The sequence below is a fragment of the Undibacterium sp. FW305-107 genome (genome assembly GCF_058788535.1).
Window position 1 is genome coordinate 47,701 of sequence record NZ_JBYTAV010000001.1, and the last position, 16,906, is coordinate 64,606.

16 protein-coding genes are annotated in these 16,906 nt (G+C 52.9%); 9 read left to right on the plus strand and 7 right to left on the minus strand.

Translation table 11 applies throughout. From position 1 onward, the window contains the following. The first annotated feature begins 214 nt into the window (after nt 1-214). The 3 genes from AC3WQT_RS00220 (at nt 215) to AC3WQT_RS00230 (ending at nt 2,948) form a co-directional block, all read left to right on the plus strand. A complete protein-coding gene (locus tag AC3WQT_RS00220; RefSeq protein WP_492701073.1) occupies nt 215-925 on the plus strand; it encodes an L-2-amino-thiazoline-4-carboxylic acid hydrolase in 711 nt (236 codons plus the stop codon). Between the two features lie 566 nt (nt 926-1,491). Then, the gene (locus AC3WQT_RS00225) at nt 1,492-2,064 is read left to right on the plus strand and encodes a TetR/AcrR family transcriptional regulator (protein WP_492701075.1); all 573 of its coding nucleotides are present in this window, start codon (nt 1,492-1,494) and stop codon (nt 2,062-2,064) included. 56 nt (nt 2,065-2,120) lie between these two features. After that, nucleotides 2,121-2,948 (plus strand): SDR family oxidoreductase, encoded by an 828-nt coding sequence (locus AC3WQT_RS00230; RefSeq protein WP_492701077.1) that lies wholly within the window; start codon nt 2,121-2,123, stop codon nt 2,946-2,948. Nucleotides 2,949-3,103: 155 nt separating this feature from the next. On the opposite strand, the gene AC3WQT_RS00235 is transcribed toward AC3WQT_RS00230, so the two are convergent. Beyond that, nucleotides 3,104-4,006 (minus strand): LysR family transcriptional regulator, encoded by a 903-nt coding sequence (locus tag AC3WQT_RS00235; protein ID WP_492701079.1) that lies wholly within the window; start codon nt 4,004-4,006, stop codon nt 3,104-3,106. A gap of 135 nt (nt 4,007-4,141) precedes the next feature. On the opposite strand from AC3WQT_RS00235, the gene AC3WQT_RS00240 reads away from it, so the two are divergent. Beyond that, nucleotides 4,142-4,981 carry a type 1 glutamine amidotransferase domain-containing protein gene (locus AC3WQT_RS00240; protein WP_492701081.1) on the plus strand — a complete coding sequence of 280 codons (840 nt, stop codon included), beginning with the start codon at nt 4,142-4,144 and terminating at the stop codon, nt 4,979-4,981. Nucleotides 4,982-5,055: 74 nt separating this feature from the next. Next, nucleotides 5,056-5,733, plus strand: a complete 678-nt coding sequence (locus AC3WQT_RS00245; RefSeq protein WP_492701083.1) for a type 1 glutamine amidotransferase domain-containing protein — start codon at nt 5,056-5,058, stop codon at nt 5,731-5,733. A gap of 148 nt (nt 5,734-5,881) precedes the next feature. Here the strand turns inward: AC3WQT_RS00245 and AC3WQT_RS00250 are convergent, their stop codons facing one another. Beyond that, nucleotides 5,882-7,120, minus strand: a complete 1,239-nt coding sequence (locus AC3WQT_RS00250) for an MFS transporter (RefSeq protein ID WP_492701085.1) — start codon at nt 7,118-7,120, stop codon at nt 5,882-5,884. Nucleotides 7,121-7,394: 274 nt separating this feature from the next. Between AC3WQT_RS00250 and AC3WQT_RS00255 the strand changes: the two genes are divergently transcribed. After that, entirely contained in the window at nt 7,395-8,297 is a 903-nt protein-coding gene (locus tag AC3WQT_RS00255; RefSeq protein ID WP_423009683.1) for a LysR family transcriptional regulator, read from the plus strand. Between the two features lie 30 nt (nt 8,298-8,327). Here the strand turns inward: AC3WQT_RS00255 and AC3WQT_RS00260 are convergent, their stop codons facing one another. Genes AC3WQT_RS00260 through AC3WQT_RS00270 form a run of 3 tightly spaced genes read right to left on the minus strand, consistent with a single transcriptional unit; the run spans nt 8,328 to nt 10,259 of the window. Beyond that, nucleotides 8,328-9,179 carry a hypothetical protein gene (locus AC3WQT_RS00260; protein WP_492701088.1) on the minus strand — a complete coding sequence of 284 codons (852 nt, stop codon included), beginning with the start codon at nt 9,177-9,179 and terminating at the stop codon, nt 8,328-8,330. Nucleotides 9,180-9,182: 3 nt separating this feature from the next. Next, nucleotides 9,183-9,533, minus strand: a complete 351-nt coding sequence (locus tag AC3WQT_RS00265; RefSeq protein WP_492701090.1) for a hypothetical protein — start codon at nt 9,531-9,533, stop codon at nt 9,183-9,185. 12 nt (nt 9,534-9,545) lie between these two features. After that, a complete protein-coding gene (locus tag AC3WQT_RS00270) occupies nt 9,546-10,259 on the minus strand; it encodes an SOS response-associated peptidase (RefSeq protein ID WP_492701092.1) in 714 nt (237 codons plus the stop codon). Nucleotides 10,260-10,429: 170 nt separating this feature from the next. On the opposite strand from AC3WQT_RS00270, the gene AC3WQT_RS00275 reads away from it, so the two are divergent. The 3 genes from AC3WQT_RS00275 to AC3WQT_RS00285 all read left to right on the plus strand — a co-directional run bounded on the left by AC3WQT_RS00275 (nt 10,430) and on the right by AC3WQT_RS00285 (nt 13,151). Continuing rightward, on the plus strand, nt 10,430-11,806 hold the full coding sequence (locus AC3WQT_RS00275; protein ID WP_492701094.1) for an acyl-CoA thioester hydrolase/BAAT C-terminal domain-containing protein: 1,377 nt from the start codon (nt 10,430-10,432) through the stop codon (nt 11,804-11,806). Nucleotides 11,807-11,948: 142 nt separating this feature from the next. After that, on the plus strand, nt 11,949-12,659 hold the full coding sequence (locus AC3WQT_RS00280) for a hypothetical protein (RefSeq protein WP_492701096.1): 711 nt from the start codon (nt 11,949-11,951) through the stop codon (nt 12,657-12,659). Between the two features lie 42 nt (nt 12,660-12,701). Next, complete coding sequence (locus AC3WQT_RS00285) at nt 12,702-13,151, plus strand: hypothetical protein (RefSeq protein ID WP_492701098.1); 450 nt, start codon at nt 12,702-12,704, stop codon at nt 13,149-13,151. A 140-nt stretch (nt 13,152-13,291) separates the two neighbouring features. Here AC3WQT_RS00285 and AC3WQT_RS00290 read toward each other — a convergent pair whose 3' ends face one another. Continuing rightward, nucleotides 13,292-14,431, minus strand: coding sequence for a hypothetical protein (locus AC3WQT_RS00290; protein WP_492701100.1), 1,140 nt, complete (start codon nt 14,429-14,431; stop codon nt 13,292-13,294). Nucleotides 14,432-14,905: 474 nt separating this feature from the next. Beyond that, entirely contained in the window at nt 14,906-16,585 is a 1,680-nt protein-coding gene (locus AC3WQT_RS00295; protein ID WP_492701102.1) for an MAC/perforin domain-containing protein, read from the minus strand. Nucleotides 16,586-16,906: the final 321 nt, after the last annotated feature.

The window sequence follows — 16,906 nt, forward strand, 5'->3', positions numbered from 1 at the left end:
TCCTTGGTGAAATGCTCAGTGAATTAATTTCATGCCCAGCTTTTGTCTGCGCTTCGTGAATGCTGCTATTCTAAGCTAGGTACATTAGAACTCATCAATATTGCCGGATATGCTGGCATGCTGCCTCCTGCAGTGTAAGCACACTATCGGCATTGTATCGGCATCAGCAGACGAGCATTTTTGCATTACACCAATTGCCTGAGAGAGGTATTCAATGGCTGAGATCATCCATCCCACCACCCATCCTTTTTACGAATCACATCGCGCTGCAATGGAGGCAGCCATGCGCCATCGCCTCGACCTTGCCGAAGCGATGTTGCGTGAGCGTGCGCACCTGTCCGACATTGATGCGATTGATGCGATCAGGCAAGAGGTGATGGACGAATTTGACATCGTGCTCACCCAAATGCCTTATGTAGGCGGCGCGGCAAGTCGCATGAGCGATTTCTTCATGCGCCTGCTGGGCTTCATTGCCATCAGCCGGGTGCTCCGTCGGCATGGCGTGGCGCTGTCCGTCATCGGCGACATTGAGCGAGAAACCTACCAGGCGCAATTGCTCACCGTGGCAGAAGCAGAACGCATGGCCTCAGGGCAGCAATTCATGTCAGCAGAGAACCAGGCTTTGTTGCGCGAGCAGGCTGCGCAAAGCGCGACAGAAAATCATCAGCAAGAGTTTCCGCAGGATTTTGTTTACGACTTCGTAGCACCAGGCCCGGGTGACGATTTTGAATTCGGTATTAACTACAAAGCCTGCGGTTTTTGCAAATTCGCGGCCTGCCATGGGGATAAAGAAATCCTGCCAAATATTTGCGGGCTGGATTTCGTCGCCTATGCAGCGCGAGGCATACGTTTGGAAAGAACACAAACCCTGGCTGGTGGTGCGAGCCACTGTGATTTCCGTTTCTCACGGCTGTTGCCAGATTAAGACCATGCAAGCGTGCTTAGCTCAACGTGCCAGCGATTGAGCACGAAGCCAATGCCGCAGGTATGACAATCTGGTGTAGCTGCGCCATATCTGCTGCTGGTCATACCTATTCCCAAGTCACATCCACCACATCGCAAACCAGGTCTGCGATAAGCCTGCCACCTGGTGCCTGAATCTGCATACCTTGCCTGGCTCTCACAAGCATTAAATTTAAGCGAATATTTATTCTCTTAAAAAGCTAATTTTCCTGGATAATACTCACGCAGGCCACCGCCATACCTCCTGGCAGCAATCGCTAGCTCCGTATCAATAGATGGCAAATAGGTATTTTTAATTCAAATTATGCATTAAACATGCACATCAGCATTGATACGGCGGCATGGCCTTTCATAGAGGAGCGGGATCAAAATCATGGATGTCAGGTGATAAGGGGCAAACGCTGACTTGCATATATTGATCAAGCAAGCCGGCGGCAGACGAATGCCCGCAGCCATCATCTGCTTCGCCGAAATTAAATTCAACAAAAGTATTTACAAACGAAAATATTTTCGGTTATTATTCATTCTATGAAACCTAAAGACGAAAAAAAACTGGATGCAGTCATCGCGGCGACATGCCGCCTTGCCACCGAACGTGGCCTGCTCGGACTGACCCTGACTGACATCGCCAGGTCAGCGGGTATAGGCACCAGCACGCTGTACGTCTATTTCGCCGACAAAGAGGCGCTGTTCAATGAGGTGTATCGGCACGCCAAGCGCGAAGCCATTGATTTCTATGGTGACGGGATAGACCCGACGATGCCGGTCAAAGGGCGCGTACGCAGCTTGTGGCACAGGATGCTTGATCACCGTCTGGGCAAATACGAGCAGGTGAGTTTCATGGAGCAATTTGTTGGCTCGTCCTTCATGAGTGAAGAGAGCAAGGCCTATACCAGTCAGCTTGGTGAAGGCTTGATGCACATCGTCGTTGAAGGTCAAAAAGAAGAAGTACTGAAGGCTGTGCCTATCCCCTTCCTGTCTTCGATTTTTATAGGCTCTATCCGCGAAACTGCGCGCATGATGCGGGCGGGGACGATCGCCGATTCTGAAGAAAATCGCGAGATCGCCTTCCAGCTCTGCTGGAACGGTATCCGCAGTTGAGCTTTTAGTTTTGTGTAATTTCTTTATCTGACATTTTTGCTAAAAGGAGCAATGCCATGTCTACTGAATCTTCCCCTGTCGTACTGATTACAGGTGCCTCATCCGGCATAGGCCAGACTGCCGCACATCTATTCGCTGAACGCGGCTGGCGCGTGGTTGCCACCATGCGCAAACCCGCCGATGGAACCGAATTGGCGAAGCGCCCGGGGGTCACCGTGCTGCCGCTGGACGTCACGGATCCCACCTCAGTCGCAGCAGCAGTCGCGGCAACGCTGGAGCAATTCGGCAAGATCGATGTGCTCATCAACAATGCGGGTTATGGCTTGTTCGGCCCTTTCGAAACAGCCACCGATGAACAGATACGCCATCAGTTTGCCACCAACGTGGACGGCATTTTTACAGTCACCCGTGCAGTATTACCAGCCATGCGGCGTCAGGGCAGCGGTGCCATCATCAATGTTGCCTCACTTGGCGGCCTGATCACCCTGCCCCTGTTCTCGCTGTATAACGCGACCAAGTTCGCCGTGGTGGGCTTCACAGAATCACTGTCTTTTGAACTTGCACCGCTAGGCATACGCGCCAAGTTCATTGCACCAGGCGGAGTAGCGACCGAATTCACCGGCAGGTCACTGGCACGCACCTTCGATGAAAGTAGCAACGCATATAGCGACACCGTGTCTAAGGTCATGACAGCGATGGGCAACCGTCGCGGCAATTACTCCACTGCCGCCTCGATTGCGGAAGTCATCTTCACGGCAGCAACCGATGGCACCGGCCAGGTGATGTATCTCGCAGGCCAGGATGCAGAGCAGATTTATGCCATGCAGCGAAACCTGCCGGAGTCGGAAAAACTGAAAATGGTGCGGCAACATTCGGGCTTGTAAGAGGTCGCCACAATTTTTTTCGCAATCCACATTGCAAGCGTGCTTGTATTGGCGCGTGTCATGCTTATTGCAAGGCCTGCTGGATTGCTTCAGGGCCCAAGCTGCTTAACTGATCAAGTCTGGTGGTGCAGATAGTCCTGCTATTCACCATGCCATCATTCCTCGTTTTTAGACAATATTTCTATCATTGCCCTCGACGCAGCCGAGAGGCGTTTATGTGGTGGGTAAATGAGCGAGAAGCGGCCACTATAGCCACGCAGTTCTGGCAAGACTTCCACGAGTCTGCCGCTGCGTATGCGCTCCTGCACAATGAAGTCATAGATCTGGCACAGTCCCAAGCCCTGCTCTGCCAGGGAAACCACGCCCAAAATGTCCTCCGAGACCACCAGGGCGGCAGGTGGCAGCCATTCAATTTCTTCATCACCTGAGCGGAATACCCAGGAGTTGGTACGGCCAGTGCTTGGCATCAGGAACGACAGACAGGAATGGCTCGCCAGGTCTTGCAGGCTTGCCGGTTGTCCGGCACGCGCCAGGTAAGATGGTGCTGCCACCAGGCATTTTGGTGCGTCTTCCAGCTTGCGTGCGACCAACCCGCTGTCAGGCTGATGACCAACCCGGATCGCCATGTCAAAGCCCTCGGCCACCAGGTCAACATTGCGGTTACCAATATGCAATTCGACTTTCACTTTGGGGTAGAGCTCATGGAAATGCAATAGCTTCGCAGGCAGGCGATAGTGCCCATAAGTGGTGGGCGCGCTCAACCGTACCAGACCGGTCAGCTCACCATCTTGCCCCTGAATCGCACGCTCGACCTCACCAAACATCGAGAGTGCGATCCGTGCTTGTTCCAGATACAGCCTGCCCGCATCAGTCAGGCTCAGTTGGCGTGTGGTACGTCTGAGCAATTGCGTGCCCAGCCTGGCCTCAAGCCTGGTGATAGCCCTGCTTGCTACCGACGGTGTCGTGGAAAGTGCCACCGCCCCAGCAGTGATAGAACCATGTTCCATCACGGCTACAAAGGTTTCAACGTCGGGAAGGTGATCAAACTTGCGACTCACTTTATCCTCCAGAGCAAAAATGAATTGGTTGGCGGGTAGTTTATCACTGACGGAGTATGGAATAAAGTAGCGGCATACCACCACTAGCCGGAACGACAACTGTTCCGGCCCACATCAATGAATCAGGAGTACCTTATGCGCTTTAGATCCACCCTCTTTGCCCTCATCGCTTCCGGCATGATCGTCACCGCTGCCCAGGCGGCCAATGTCCTTGTGGTCTTGTCAGATGAAAATCATCTTGATCTCAAGGATGGCAAGACATTCGAGACCGGTTTCTATCTCAACGAGCTGATACAGCCGGTAGAAATACTGCGTGCAGCAGGCCATCAACTGACATTTGCAACGCCCAAGGGCCTGGCACCCTCCCTGGACAAGTCCTCGGTAGACCCCATGTACTATGGCGGCGATACCAATGCACTGGCAAAGAGCCAGGCAGTGCTGGAGCAGCTGGGCCTCACTGACGCCAAACGCTCCCCGGTCATCAGTCTGGGACGGGTCGAACAATTGGGCTACCAGCAGTTCGATGCAGTCTACATCCCCGGCGGGCACGCACCGATGCAGGATCTGTTGTCGAATACCGCGCTGGGTAAGTTGCTCAAGCACTTTCACCAGCAAGGCAAACCGACTGCACTAGTTTGCCACGGCCCGATCGCACTACTGTCAACCCTGGACGATGCTGCCGGGTTCACCAGGCAAATGGCTGCCAATGATAAGGCCAGCACATCCACCTGGATTTACAAGGGCTACAACATGACCGTGATCAGCAATCTGGAAGAAGAAGCAGCGAAAGCATCGCTACACGGCGGCAGCATGAAATTCTACCCACAGGATGCGCTACAGGCAGCAGGTGCAGCATATGCCAGCAACACCAAGCTTTGGGAGCCGAAGGTCGTTGTTGACCGCGAACTGATTACTGGCGAGAACCCGGCGTCAGCGGTACAGGCTGCACAAGCATTGCTGGCAAAGTTGAAATAAGCAATTTTGGCAATATTACTTCAGGTTGACCGCAGTTACTGTCCCCCCACACAATATTTTGGAAAGTTAATATCATGAAAATTCTTCTTGTCTTGACCTCACACGACCGCCTTGGTGATACTGGTCAAAAAACCGGATTCTGGCTTGAGGAGTTCGCAGCTCCTTACTACGTATTCAAGGACGCGGGTGCCTCAATTACTCTGGCCTCACCAACTGGAGGTCAACCACCTATCGACCCTAAAAGCGATGAGCCTGGTGCACAAACCGATGCAACCAATCGCTTTCGCCAAGACGCAAAAGCGCAATTGCAATTGGCGTCGACGCTGCCGCTTGCGTCGATCACCCTGGCCGACTTCGATGCTGTCTTCTACCCAGGTGGTCATGGTCCATTGTGGGATTTGGCTAATGATGCGGCATCGATTGCCTTGATCGAAGCTGCCGACCGTGCCGGCAAGCCACTTGGACTGGTCTGTCATGCGCCAGGGGCACTGATCAAGGCACGTGGCGCAGGCGGGCAGCCAATGGTCGCCGGTCGCAAGGTAACTGGTTTTTCCAATAGCGAAGAAGCTGCCGTGGGATTAACTGCCGTCGTACCTTTCCTGATCGAAGACGAATTCCAGCAGCTTGGTGGCCACTACGAAAAAGGCCCCGATTGGCAACCCCATGTGGTGCAGGACGGACACCTGGTTACCGGACAAAATCCAGCCAGTTCTGCTGCCGTGGCCCATGCCCTGCTCGCGCTGCTGGGTTGAACATCGCCGGGTTGAACATCTCCAGCATGACAAAGCCTATGAAGACCAAACGCATACTGCACGTCGTCACCAACGTCAGCCATTACAACGATACCAGTCATGCGACCGGTCTTTGCTTGTCCGAACTGACACATGTCCATGACACCGCCTACACCGCGGTCACCACAGGCAACAAAGTCCGCAGGCGCAGGGTAATCATCAAGCCTACGCTGAGTATGCCACCCAACAGCATGACCACGCCCGCCCAGCCGTGGCTGGCCCACACCACACCGGTGAAAGAGCCGATGAGGCTGGAACCCAGATAGTAAAAGCACAGGTAGATCGCAGAAGCAACCGCCTTGTAGCCTTGCGCACGGCGGGCCACCCAGCTGCTGGCGACTGAATGCGACGCAAAGAAGCCAAAGGTGAACAAAGCCACACCTGGGATCATGATGAACAGGGAGTTCGACAGGCTCAGCAGCAAGCCCGCCATCATCACCAGCAAGACTACCCACAACACGCCACGGCGGCCTATGCGGTCTACCAGCCGCCCTACCCAGACTGAGCTGCCCATTCCCAGCACATACAGCAGGGCAATCGCGCCCGCCGTACTCTGGCTAAAGCCAAACGGCGTGCCTTGCAAGCGGTAGCCTATGTAGTTGTACACACTGACAAAACAGCCCGTCAGCATGAAGGCCAGGCAAAACAGCATGCACAGGCCACCATCGGCCAGGTGCAGGCGCAGGCCCTGGTGCAGGCTGCCCCAGACCCTTGCAGCGGGCTTGAAATTGCGCGCCAGCGGCAGGCTGCGCCAGAATTCCCACGCCGCATAGATGCCAGCAACACCGATCACCGCCATGGCCGTACGCCAGCCAAAGTGATCGCTTAACAGCGCAGACAGCAAGCGCCCTATCATGCCACCCATGGCGCTGCCTGCAATATACAGGCCCACAGCCGTGCCCATGGCAACTGCCTCGATTTCTTCTCCCATATAAGCCACCGCCACTGCGGGCATGCCACCCAGGGCAAAGCCCAACAAGCCGCGCAAGAGCAACAACTGGCTAAAGTCTTGCGTCAGAGCACACAGCACAGTGGCTATCGCCGCCAGTGCCAGCGCCGCCACCATCATGGGCTTGCGACCTATGCGCTCGCTAATGGCACTGCTGATCAGCAAAGAGAACGCCAGCGATAAAGTTGAAATCGACAAGACCCAGCTGCTTTGCGCCGGGCTCAGGGCAAATTGCAAAGCCAGCGAAGGCATCAGCGGTTGCATGCTGTACAACAGAGAAAAGGTAGAGAAGCCACCAAAGATCATGGCGCGGGTGATATGCCGGAATGCTGGCGTGCCTGCAGCGATGCGGGCTGGCTGGCTTATTTGCTGCGGCGGGATAGTGCTGGCGACGGTCATGATGGCGAGACTGGACGATCAAGGAGCCTTCATCTTATATTTGCGCTTTTATAGCGTCCAATATATATTTAAGTCATTAGTAATACATTTTTTAGATGATTGATTAACGAATAAAGTTCACTCCTGTAGGTTGGGCTACGCTTTACCAGCCCAACACTCGGCGCTTGAATAACGTATACGTTTGTTGCGGCCCAGTGTTGGGCTGGTAAAGCGTAGCCCAACCTACGAAAAATCGCGCTCCTTCAGAAATTCATTTGCAAACACCAAAATAAAAATGGAACTCCGCCACCTCAAATACTTCATCGCCGTCGCCGAAGAACTCCACTTCACCCGTGCGGCGGAACGTCTGCACATAGGTCAGCCACCGCTCAGCCATGCCATACAGATGCTGGAAGCCGATGTCGGTGCGCAGTTGTTTGAACGCAGCAAGCGCTGGGTGCGCCTGACAGAAGCAGGCAAGCTGTTCTTGCAAGATGCACGACATATCCTGGCCCTGTCCGAGCAAGCCAGCGAAAACGCCCGCCGTGCACAACGCGGCGAGACGGGCGAGCTGCGCATAGGTTTTACTTTCTCTACCCCGTTCACACCGCTGTTTGCCGCCGTCATCAACAGCTACCGCCAGCAATACCCGGACGTGACACTGACATTGCGCGAGATGGCGACCAACAAGCAGCTCGAAGCACTGAGCCAGCATCACCTTGATGTCGGCTTCATACGCCCGCCAGAAGGGGGCGAACTGGCACGCGGCGTATCCTCACCACTACGCTTTCGCAAGCTGCGTGAAGACCCGCTGGTAGCCGTGCTGCCCAGCACCCATGTTTTGGCAAAAAAGAAAAAAGTGCCCATGAAAGACCTGGCACAAGAACCCTTCATCATGTACCCACCCAGCGCAGGCACCGGCATTTACCCGCATATCTTGCGGCTCTGCCACGCCGCAGGCTTTGCCCCAAAAATCGCACAAGAAGCCAATGACGCCTCCACCATCATAGGCCTGGTGGCCGCAGGCTGCGGCATCTCCATCCTGCCCGGCTCGTTCTACACTATTCATTTTGATGGTATCTGCTACCGGCCTATTGCTGATGCGGGGGCGACCACCTCACTACTGCTGGCGCAGCGCAAGGGCGAGGTGTCGCCGCTGGTGGATGCGTTTGTGGGGTTGGCGGGGGGATTGGTGTAGTGCCACAATGCTCAGTCAATAGGGACAAGCCTATTTTTCTTCTTCGTAATAATCATAATACGGCCAATAATCCGTATCACTATCACGGACAATATTTGTGAGGCAGCGATGCTTTAACAAATTGATACGGTCTGGTGTGCTTATATCCTCCATAACCTCAGTCTCGGGTATCGGATGACGCAAATCGACAATCGTTGAACCACCATCGACGTTGTAAGCATAACGATCACCCAGGTCAAAATCTCGCCGGAAATCTGTACCCCATTGTGAATTACCGCCCCATCCATGGGAAAGGTCATTCGCATGACGATATTTTCTGCGATACGTCCAATACAGACATGAACGATCTGCGATGCCTTTGGTCAGTATATGACTGGGGGCCTTCACCCTGACACCGGCGCGGGCAAGCATCATATTGCCCAGCATGACGGCTGGCCACAGTATTTCAATTATTTCCGTAGCGGCATCGTCACTTTGAACGACCTCCACAACTTCACATGAAAATGCGTGAAATTGTCTGGGTTCCGTCAAATCAAAACCAAGGTGCGTGAATAACTCTGCATAGTTTTCAATTGTTGTGCCGATGCCGTCACAATCAAGATCACCAGGCTGAAAGGACAGCAACATCAGATCGCTCAAGCGTGAAGCGCAATACAGATTCATGCTCTCACCTCCCAGCAATTCTGGCCAGGGATTCATATTGCAAACCCGATCACGGATTTCTCTGAAATATTGTCCGGCAGGCTCAAGTGCTACCCAATTGGCCAGGAAAACCTCTTGCCAGATTTGCTCGCCCTCATATTCATACACCGCACGATATAATTCACGCAGGCTGCCAGATTCGTGCCTTTCAGGATCAAAAGCAATTGATTGTATCGTCATAAATTAAGCGATTTCCTGATTAGTCTCTGGCACGGTTTCAATATCTGCCGCTTCCCACACCAAATTAACCGACTTGCAGCGCTGGCAATCGACAATTGCGCCCTCACCCAATGCAGACTTACACCAGTGGCAGCGGCGTCCCGGCAAGGCGACATGCATGAAGGTGGCCTTGGCTTCGCCGATAGAGCATGAAGTCATCGTCCGTATTGCAGGAACAAAGCCCAGAAAATCAGCTTTTGCGACCTTGGCATACAAAGATGCCCTGGCTGCATCGTCTTTGACCCAGACAAGTTCGGAAGAACAGGCACATTGATTGCAGCGTGGTTTGCGTTGGTTAACTTCGTCGATTGTCATGATCTGCTACTTTCAATCAAACAAATCCAGATTAGCAGGCACAATAATCTGCGGCTTTTTCGGCTTGATGATCTTCGCCACCTTCTCCACCTTCGGCTTAGGTGCAAACTCGGCAAACATGCGATCTGCCGGATAAGGCCGCAAGAATGCGCGGGCGAATTCCGGGTCGCGGCAGGATAGCCAGTCGTCGAAGTCTTCAGGCGGCACGATGACGAGCGAGCGTTTTTCTTCGCCGGGTTTGTGGAAGCGGCTCATCAATGGGTGCTCGTCAGCATTGATGGTAATCTGGGTGAAGGAATAGCTGACGCTGCCGTCTTCCTGCGGCCATTCCTTGTACAAGCCCGCAACGGCAAAATCAGGTTCTTCGATGAGGCCTATGCGCCAGCGTTCTGCCTCGCCGCTTTCATAATTGGGTTCAAAGAAGTTTTGCATGGGCACCAGGCAGAGTTTGCCGCTGTGCCAGGATGGGGCATAGCTTCGCAGCGCGCCCAAGGTCTCTGCCCTGGCGTTCATGGTAGAAAAGCGTTTGACGCCGGGCTGCATTTTGGACTTGGGTATCATGCTGTAGGCACCCAGCAGTGCCTGACGATTGCCATCGGTATCATGCACGATGATGGGGGCGTCGTAGTCTTGCCATACCTCTGTACTCCAAGGGCCTATTCCCTTGTCTTTGGCTTTGAAGTGGCTCATGCGTTCTTGCGGCGTGGAAGTGAAATTGATGCACATGTTGATTGATTGTTGATGTCACTGGCTTGATGATGGTCTTATTCTCTCACAACATCTGACATGGTAAAAATCATCACCGATTACCACAGACAAACACTTGCACACTCCATCCAAGTCTGGTTATAGTCCTGTCTTCTTATTATTCAAAAAACAAAACTGGAGACCAAGAGATGACTCTTCATAAGCAAACCAGCCCCCTGCTGTCCAGAACATTGGCAAGCCTGCTCTTGCTTAGTTCATTCACGGCATTCATTGCATCAGATGCCAGCGCGCAAGCCAGATTCAGCATGACGGCCAGCAACCCTGCGCTGTCGGGTGACCCTTTGGGTATTACGCTCAGCGGTTTGCAGCCTGGCCAAACGATCAACATCCTTGCCGAGCGTCGTTTTGCGCCCAATGCGCCCATCCATATGTCAAATGCAGAAATGCGTGCCGATGCGCATGGCAATATCGCGCTGGCCAGCACCCCATCGCTAGCTGGCAGGTATACCGGTGTAGATGCAGCAGGTCTGTTCTGGTCTATGGAGACCAGCAACAAAGTCGACACAGAATGGCAGAAAGCCGAAGTACGCCTGAGTGCCGTTTCAGGTGAGCAAATCCTGGCGCAAATGACATTTGCCCTGCGCAGTTCCAACGTCAGTATCAAGACTGAACCGGTCACCGGGCACACTGGCGCCAAAATCTACCTGCCTGCAGATGCCCCCAAAGACAGCAAATTACCAGTGGTGATCTTGCTGAGCGGCTCTGAGGGTGGTGATGCTGCAGGCCGCCGTTTTGGGCCCAAACTGGCAGCGCGTGGCTTTGCCGCCGTCAGTTACCCCTACTACTCACCGAATACCCCGCGCGGGCAGGAAGTGCCAGGTTTGCCCAAAGACTTTATCGACATCCCCGTTGATGGGCTGGATGCCTTGTACCAGACCCTCGCCAAACGTGATGACATAGACAGCAAGCGCATTGCCCTCATGGGTGGTTCAAAAGGAGCCGAAATGGCCCTGCTGTCAGCCAGCCTGTTCCCATGGGTCAAATCTGTCGTCGCCATTGCCCCCAGTGACCTGGTGTGGGAAGGCTTCGCCATGGACAGGCTGCTTGAAGCAGGTCGCTACGGCAGCTTCAGCTACCAGGGCAAGACTTTGCCCTTTACACCCAATGCCGGGCTGGACAAAGCCTTTGCCACTACCCCGCCCGTGCTGGCCCATATCTACGTAGAAGGCCGCAAGGTCTACCCGGAACGCGCCAAAGCTGCCCGCATCGCGGTAGAAAACTTCAAGGGCAAACTATTGCTGATCGCTGGCGGTGACGACCAGATGTGGCCCTCCGCCGGGATGGCCAGCAACATCGTCGCCAGCCGCAAGGCCGCCGGGCTGGAAACTGAATTGCTGTCCTTCCCCAAGGCCGGGCACCTGGTCGGTGGTGATGGCTATAGTCCCAATGATTACAGCGCACCATTTGCCATGGGCGGCAATGCCAAAGAAGACGGGCAAGCGCAGACCATAGCCTGGCCTGCGACCGTGGGATTCTTGAAGAAGACTTTGCAGGGCGCGAAGTAATGACTATGGTAACAGCGGTGGCCCGGCCCATTAGTCATGTGAATGAAGCCGTGAGTCAGCTTCCGGCTTCTCACCTCACCGCTCTGCACCTATGTCTTCCAGCCTGAAAGCCCTGCTTGTCCTTCTTGTTTTGGGTGCTGGCATGTTCCTGATTGACAGCCTGCTTCCAGCGGAAGAAATCACGACGACCATCGCCCGAAGCGAGGCAGACAGCCTGACTTATAACGTGCCGGATAGTGGCGGTGGCGAGGCTGTCTGCTCACCGTGGAAAAAGGACATTCTCCCATTAGCTGCCCAGACTTGGGTTGCAATACAAAAATCCGCAATATTCGGTTTCTGCATCAGTGTCAAACCCGTTCCGGTCGAAGTGCTTGCCTGCCGCAGCAAGCAGGCAGAGCGTATCTACTGGCAAGCTGTAGAATTTGAAAAACAGCACGCACGGGCGCAAGCCCATGATCACTATGCCGCCGTCTGTTTTTTACACCAACCCCAACCCGGGCAGGAAGACCCCTGCCGCGCAAGCCTGAGACTCTATAAGAGAACGCAAGAAGCATATACTGCCACACTCGCCGCACTGGAAAAATTCAAATCAAGAACAGGGCATTATCCCGAATCACTGTCTGCAGTACAGGCAGACTTGACACCCGTCATGCAAGAGGTAGCGCAAGATTTCAGTTACTGTAAAAAGGACCATCCTGGCGACAGGACTGCACCGTGTTCTGATGGAGGGGAATCTTTCGCCGATAGCGAAATCACAGTTGGCACTGGCCTTAACAGATATCTGCGGGTGCTAGAAAAAAGTTTGTCCATATCGCAGTTTTACCACTGCCGGATTGCTAATACTGCAAAATAATATCGTCTGCATCTTCTCAACAAGATAAGCAATTGAGTTTACATGGATACAAAATACTGGTTTCGATCCGAGCTTTTTAATATCCAGCCCGATGAAGATGGAGAGTCCAATCCGGGGTGTTACGGAAAAGAGCTTGGTCAGTGGCTCTGCCAGAAATTTATTGCACTAGGCTACGAAAATGTCGAACTGATTGCAGAAGACTGGGGCTGGTGCGTCATGTGCAAGCGTGACAGCTATTTGCTTTGGGCAGGCTGCGGCTCCATACTCACCGAAACATCATCTGAAAATCTCGACCCTGCCCTACCCCCGGACAATTCAGAAATAGTCTGGCATGTCTTTACAGAAGTGGAAGTACCTTTTTTCTTTTTCAAATCAAACTTTTTACGAATGCTGGGCAAGCTCGATACCAAGACTGCCTACGAAAAATTAAATCGCGATCTGAAACAAATTCTGGAGCAAGAACCAGGCATATGTCTTTGCGAAGAAGCGTAATTAAAATTGACTTTACTTCCCCCTTACCTTCAATGAAAGAAGGTTCAAGAAAACAAAGCGCAGGTATGCAGTTTGGCAAACGACTCTGACTCCAAACCTGGTCCCAGAGTCGATTGCTATCCCCTCTTAAAAGTTCTAACTCAAGGTTGCGGCGTCAATAAAAATGCCCGCTGCACGCCATTGATTTTGCCTGTGCCAGCCAGTTGGCCTGCGTCGTTGATGCGCAGGCTGGTGTAGTCGATGTCACTCAGGCCGCCAGCGAGGCTGGTGACGTCGGCAATCACACCCTCATTGTAAAAAAAGGCACGGCGTACCTTATTGGGATCACTATTGAGTGTGTAATAACCAATCACCTGGCCCTTGCTATTAATGGCGCGGGCATAACTATTGCCTGCGGCACTAGCGGGCATGCCCAGGTTGCGCATGCCGCCTGCGGCATATAAAAAGGCCCGGTTGTCACCGTTGGCAATATTGGCTGTGCCTGTGACCTGACCCAGGTCATTGATGCCAATGGCTGTACTGGTGTTGCCCCCAAGAGTGCCGAGATCATAAAACTGGCGGCCGTCATATAAAAAAGCATGCGTCGCCTGGCCATTATTTGAACCACCCACGATCATGCCAGAAGAGTTGATCGCCGTTGGCACACAACTGCCATTGGCTGACAATGCCCCTATGTCTGTCAAACCACCGCCATAAGACAAGGCACAACGAGTTTGTCCCTTCACATTACTGGCACTGGCAACAATTGCACCTGCATTATTGATTGCCACCGCCCTGCTGAAGCGACCACCCAGAGTGCCAAGATCAACCAGCCCGGCTGTGGTGGCGACAAAGGCGTGCTCGTTATAATTAGAAAAGACGCCGTAACCTACAACCTGGCCATTATCATTGATGCCGTTGATTTCGACGTAGCCACCACCAAAGCCACCTAGCGGTATCGTGTTGTTGCCGCTGAAGATGCCAAGCTCTATACGCAAACCATCAGCACTGGTGATACGGCCTGCTGCGAGGCCGTTTTTGTTGGCGACCAGCACCACGCCTGTGGTGCTACCTATAGGAGCAAGCTGGCCTGCCTGGCTCAGGAATGGATAAGGCAAGCCATCGGCCCTTGCTGACAAGCCACCAACGCGGCCATCCGCCGTCAAGGCATAGCCGCCGCTGGTACCCGATTCAAAGGCCCCAAGATCAGTCAATTGCCAGCCTGCTGCCTGGCTTGTCCCGCTTATGGCCAGCAACAAGCTGAAACCGCCGAGATATTTTTTCAGATGTAGTTTTTTCATAAAGTCTGGTGTAAGTCCGGCGCACTGGCCGGAGCGGCATTGTGTAAAACATCAGCAACACAATCTGGTGGGAGCCTGCACACCCCTGTTTTATCCACCGTTCATCAAAGCTTGCGACCATGCACAAGCGGATCTGCCTGATGCCGGAAAAACCGTTCATGGCATCAGCGCATGCATGAAACGATAGCAATCGAAGTGGGGTGATGCAAGTAGAATGACGTGCATGTTTACTGAGGCTCAGTGTTGAACTGACCAAGCGTAGCGTCGTAAGTCTGACGCACTTATTGCAGCCATGTACATGGCATGACAGTCGTCACCTGAACAGCAATGTACCAGGAATGAAGCGGCTACTTCAAGGTTGCCTGGCACTGGTGCCTGACATCTGGTCTATACCATGACATCAATACGCCATGCACACCACGAGCAGTGTGCATGGCGTATCTTTAGTCACGCAAAGTTTTGCCTGATTGGGGTTTAAGCACGCAGGCTGGCGCTCAACTGGATTGCATAGGCAGTGGCAGTGCCCGGTGACACATTACCTTCCATGTCGGAGTTATATTCAGACCAGGTCTGCGCAGACGAAGGGGCATTACTCTGGACCAGGTTACCCATTCCTTTGACATTGCTGACGCTGACACCACCACCTGCAATCGCAGTGACTGCTTTTGCCACGGCATTGCCATGCTGGACGTTATAGATTGGTTGATTAGTAATTTGCGATGTGATGCTCAGATATTCTGAATACACGCCAATTGCATATACCGTCAGCGGCACGTTACGGGCTGCAGATCCATAGTCATGGATCATGCCTGTCCAGGATTTGGCGCTGACATCACCATTCGGGTAGCTTTGCATCAGGAATTTGCATTCACCCTCGGTCCAGTTGGCTTTTGCACCGCCGCCTGTCAGGATGAAGCTATCAACGATTGCAGCCGTGGCAGTGTCGCCCCCAACACCTGGATTAGTGCCGCTGGCGCTAGCGAGGCTGACCTTGAGCAAGTTGCTTGGGTCATAGATGGCAACTGCATAGGACGTCAATGTCTGGGATCCAGGGTCGGCAGGGAAACTATGATCATGCGAAGCTGCTGTCCAGCCCGTGATGTTATTGTTTTGGTCAAGGCTGGGGTAGCAACCCAACAAATAGTTGGGGCTGCCCGTCGTTACCGAAACACCGCCAGATATGATTTTGTAGTCTTGGCCAACAGTGACTTCCACCAGATTTTCCTGGCGAGGCTGGACACTGATCGTGCTGGAGAAGTAGGATGGATAATTGATACTCTGCATCAAGACTTTCAATTGCACATAGAGCTGCAGGAATTTTTGCGCGGTGCTGCCAGCGGTTGCCAATTCCCAGAATTCCTTACTCTGACTGACGCCTGATACCGTACTGGCAGTGCATGTTTCAGCCCAGGCAGCATAGGTTTTGGGATCATTCACATCCAGATTGGCGGCAACAGCGCTGCTGCCGCCTATGGCTTTAACCTCAGAATGATATTGATCGGTTTTATAAGTGCTCTCAAGACTGCTGGTGACCTTTGCCGTCGCCGTTACACTGGCGACGCTTTTATACTGTGCAGTAACCGCCAGTTCCATACTGGTTTTGCTGCTTTCACTGGTGGTATTGGCAGAGATGCTGACAAAGAGTGCGCCACCGAGGTAGACACCCAGGACGAGGTGCGTGCCGTAATGATCGGTGAATTTGGCAGCGCTCGCCAAAGAGTTTATACCTTCCAAGTCTGCGAGCAACTCACTGGTCAAATAGCTTTTGATCACTTTCACATCGCTGCTGTGATTGAAATAAACGCTGCCGCAACTAAGTATGGCTCCGAAACCAAAATTGAATGCGGTAGATGATTGGTAAGTTTCCTTGTTGAAGTTAGCTTGCACAGAACCGCTGAAGAAACTGTAGCTGCCTTCTATACCAACGGAGACAGCGAAGCTCGATTTTGTTTCAATAGATGAATTAGTCTTGTCGGTCTGCGAAAGAAATTGTTGTTGGCTGGTTTGCTCGGTAATCTGTGCCGAATCTATCACCTTGCCCCGGTAGTCTTGCAGAAAATTGAGGATATTGTTGGGCGACTGTGCAATATTATTATTGAAGACATTGTAAGACTGCAGGATAAAACTCGCCGGTGTGGATGCTGCTGAGCTCATATTGGTTTCCTTGGAATGCTGCCGTGGACAGATCAATTGACACTCGCTTGACGCAATGAGCATATGGCGCAGCCATTCGTCCATGTCAAACAAGTGACTACGCGCTCTAAGGATATAAAAGCCGTGGGTGCCGTCACCAGGGTAGTTCACACCGCGACCGTTTGTCCGTCTTGATCAGCCTGTTTATTGACAAACCTGGGCCGAACAACAAGCTCTGACAGCATGAGGCATAAGTATACTTATTAACAATATCAAAAAGATAATTTCACCTGCATATTCTTTACATATTTTTATGATTTTCCTTTGCGAGAGTTTTATTGA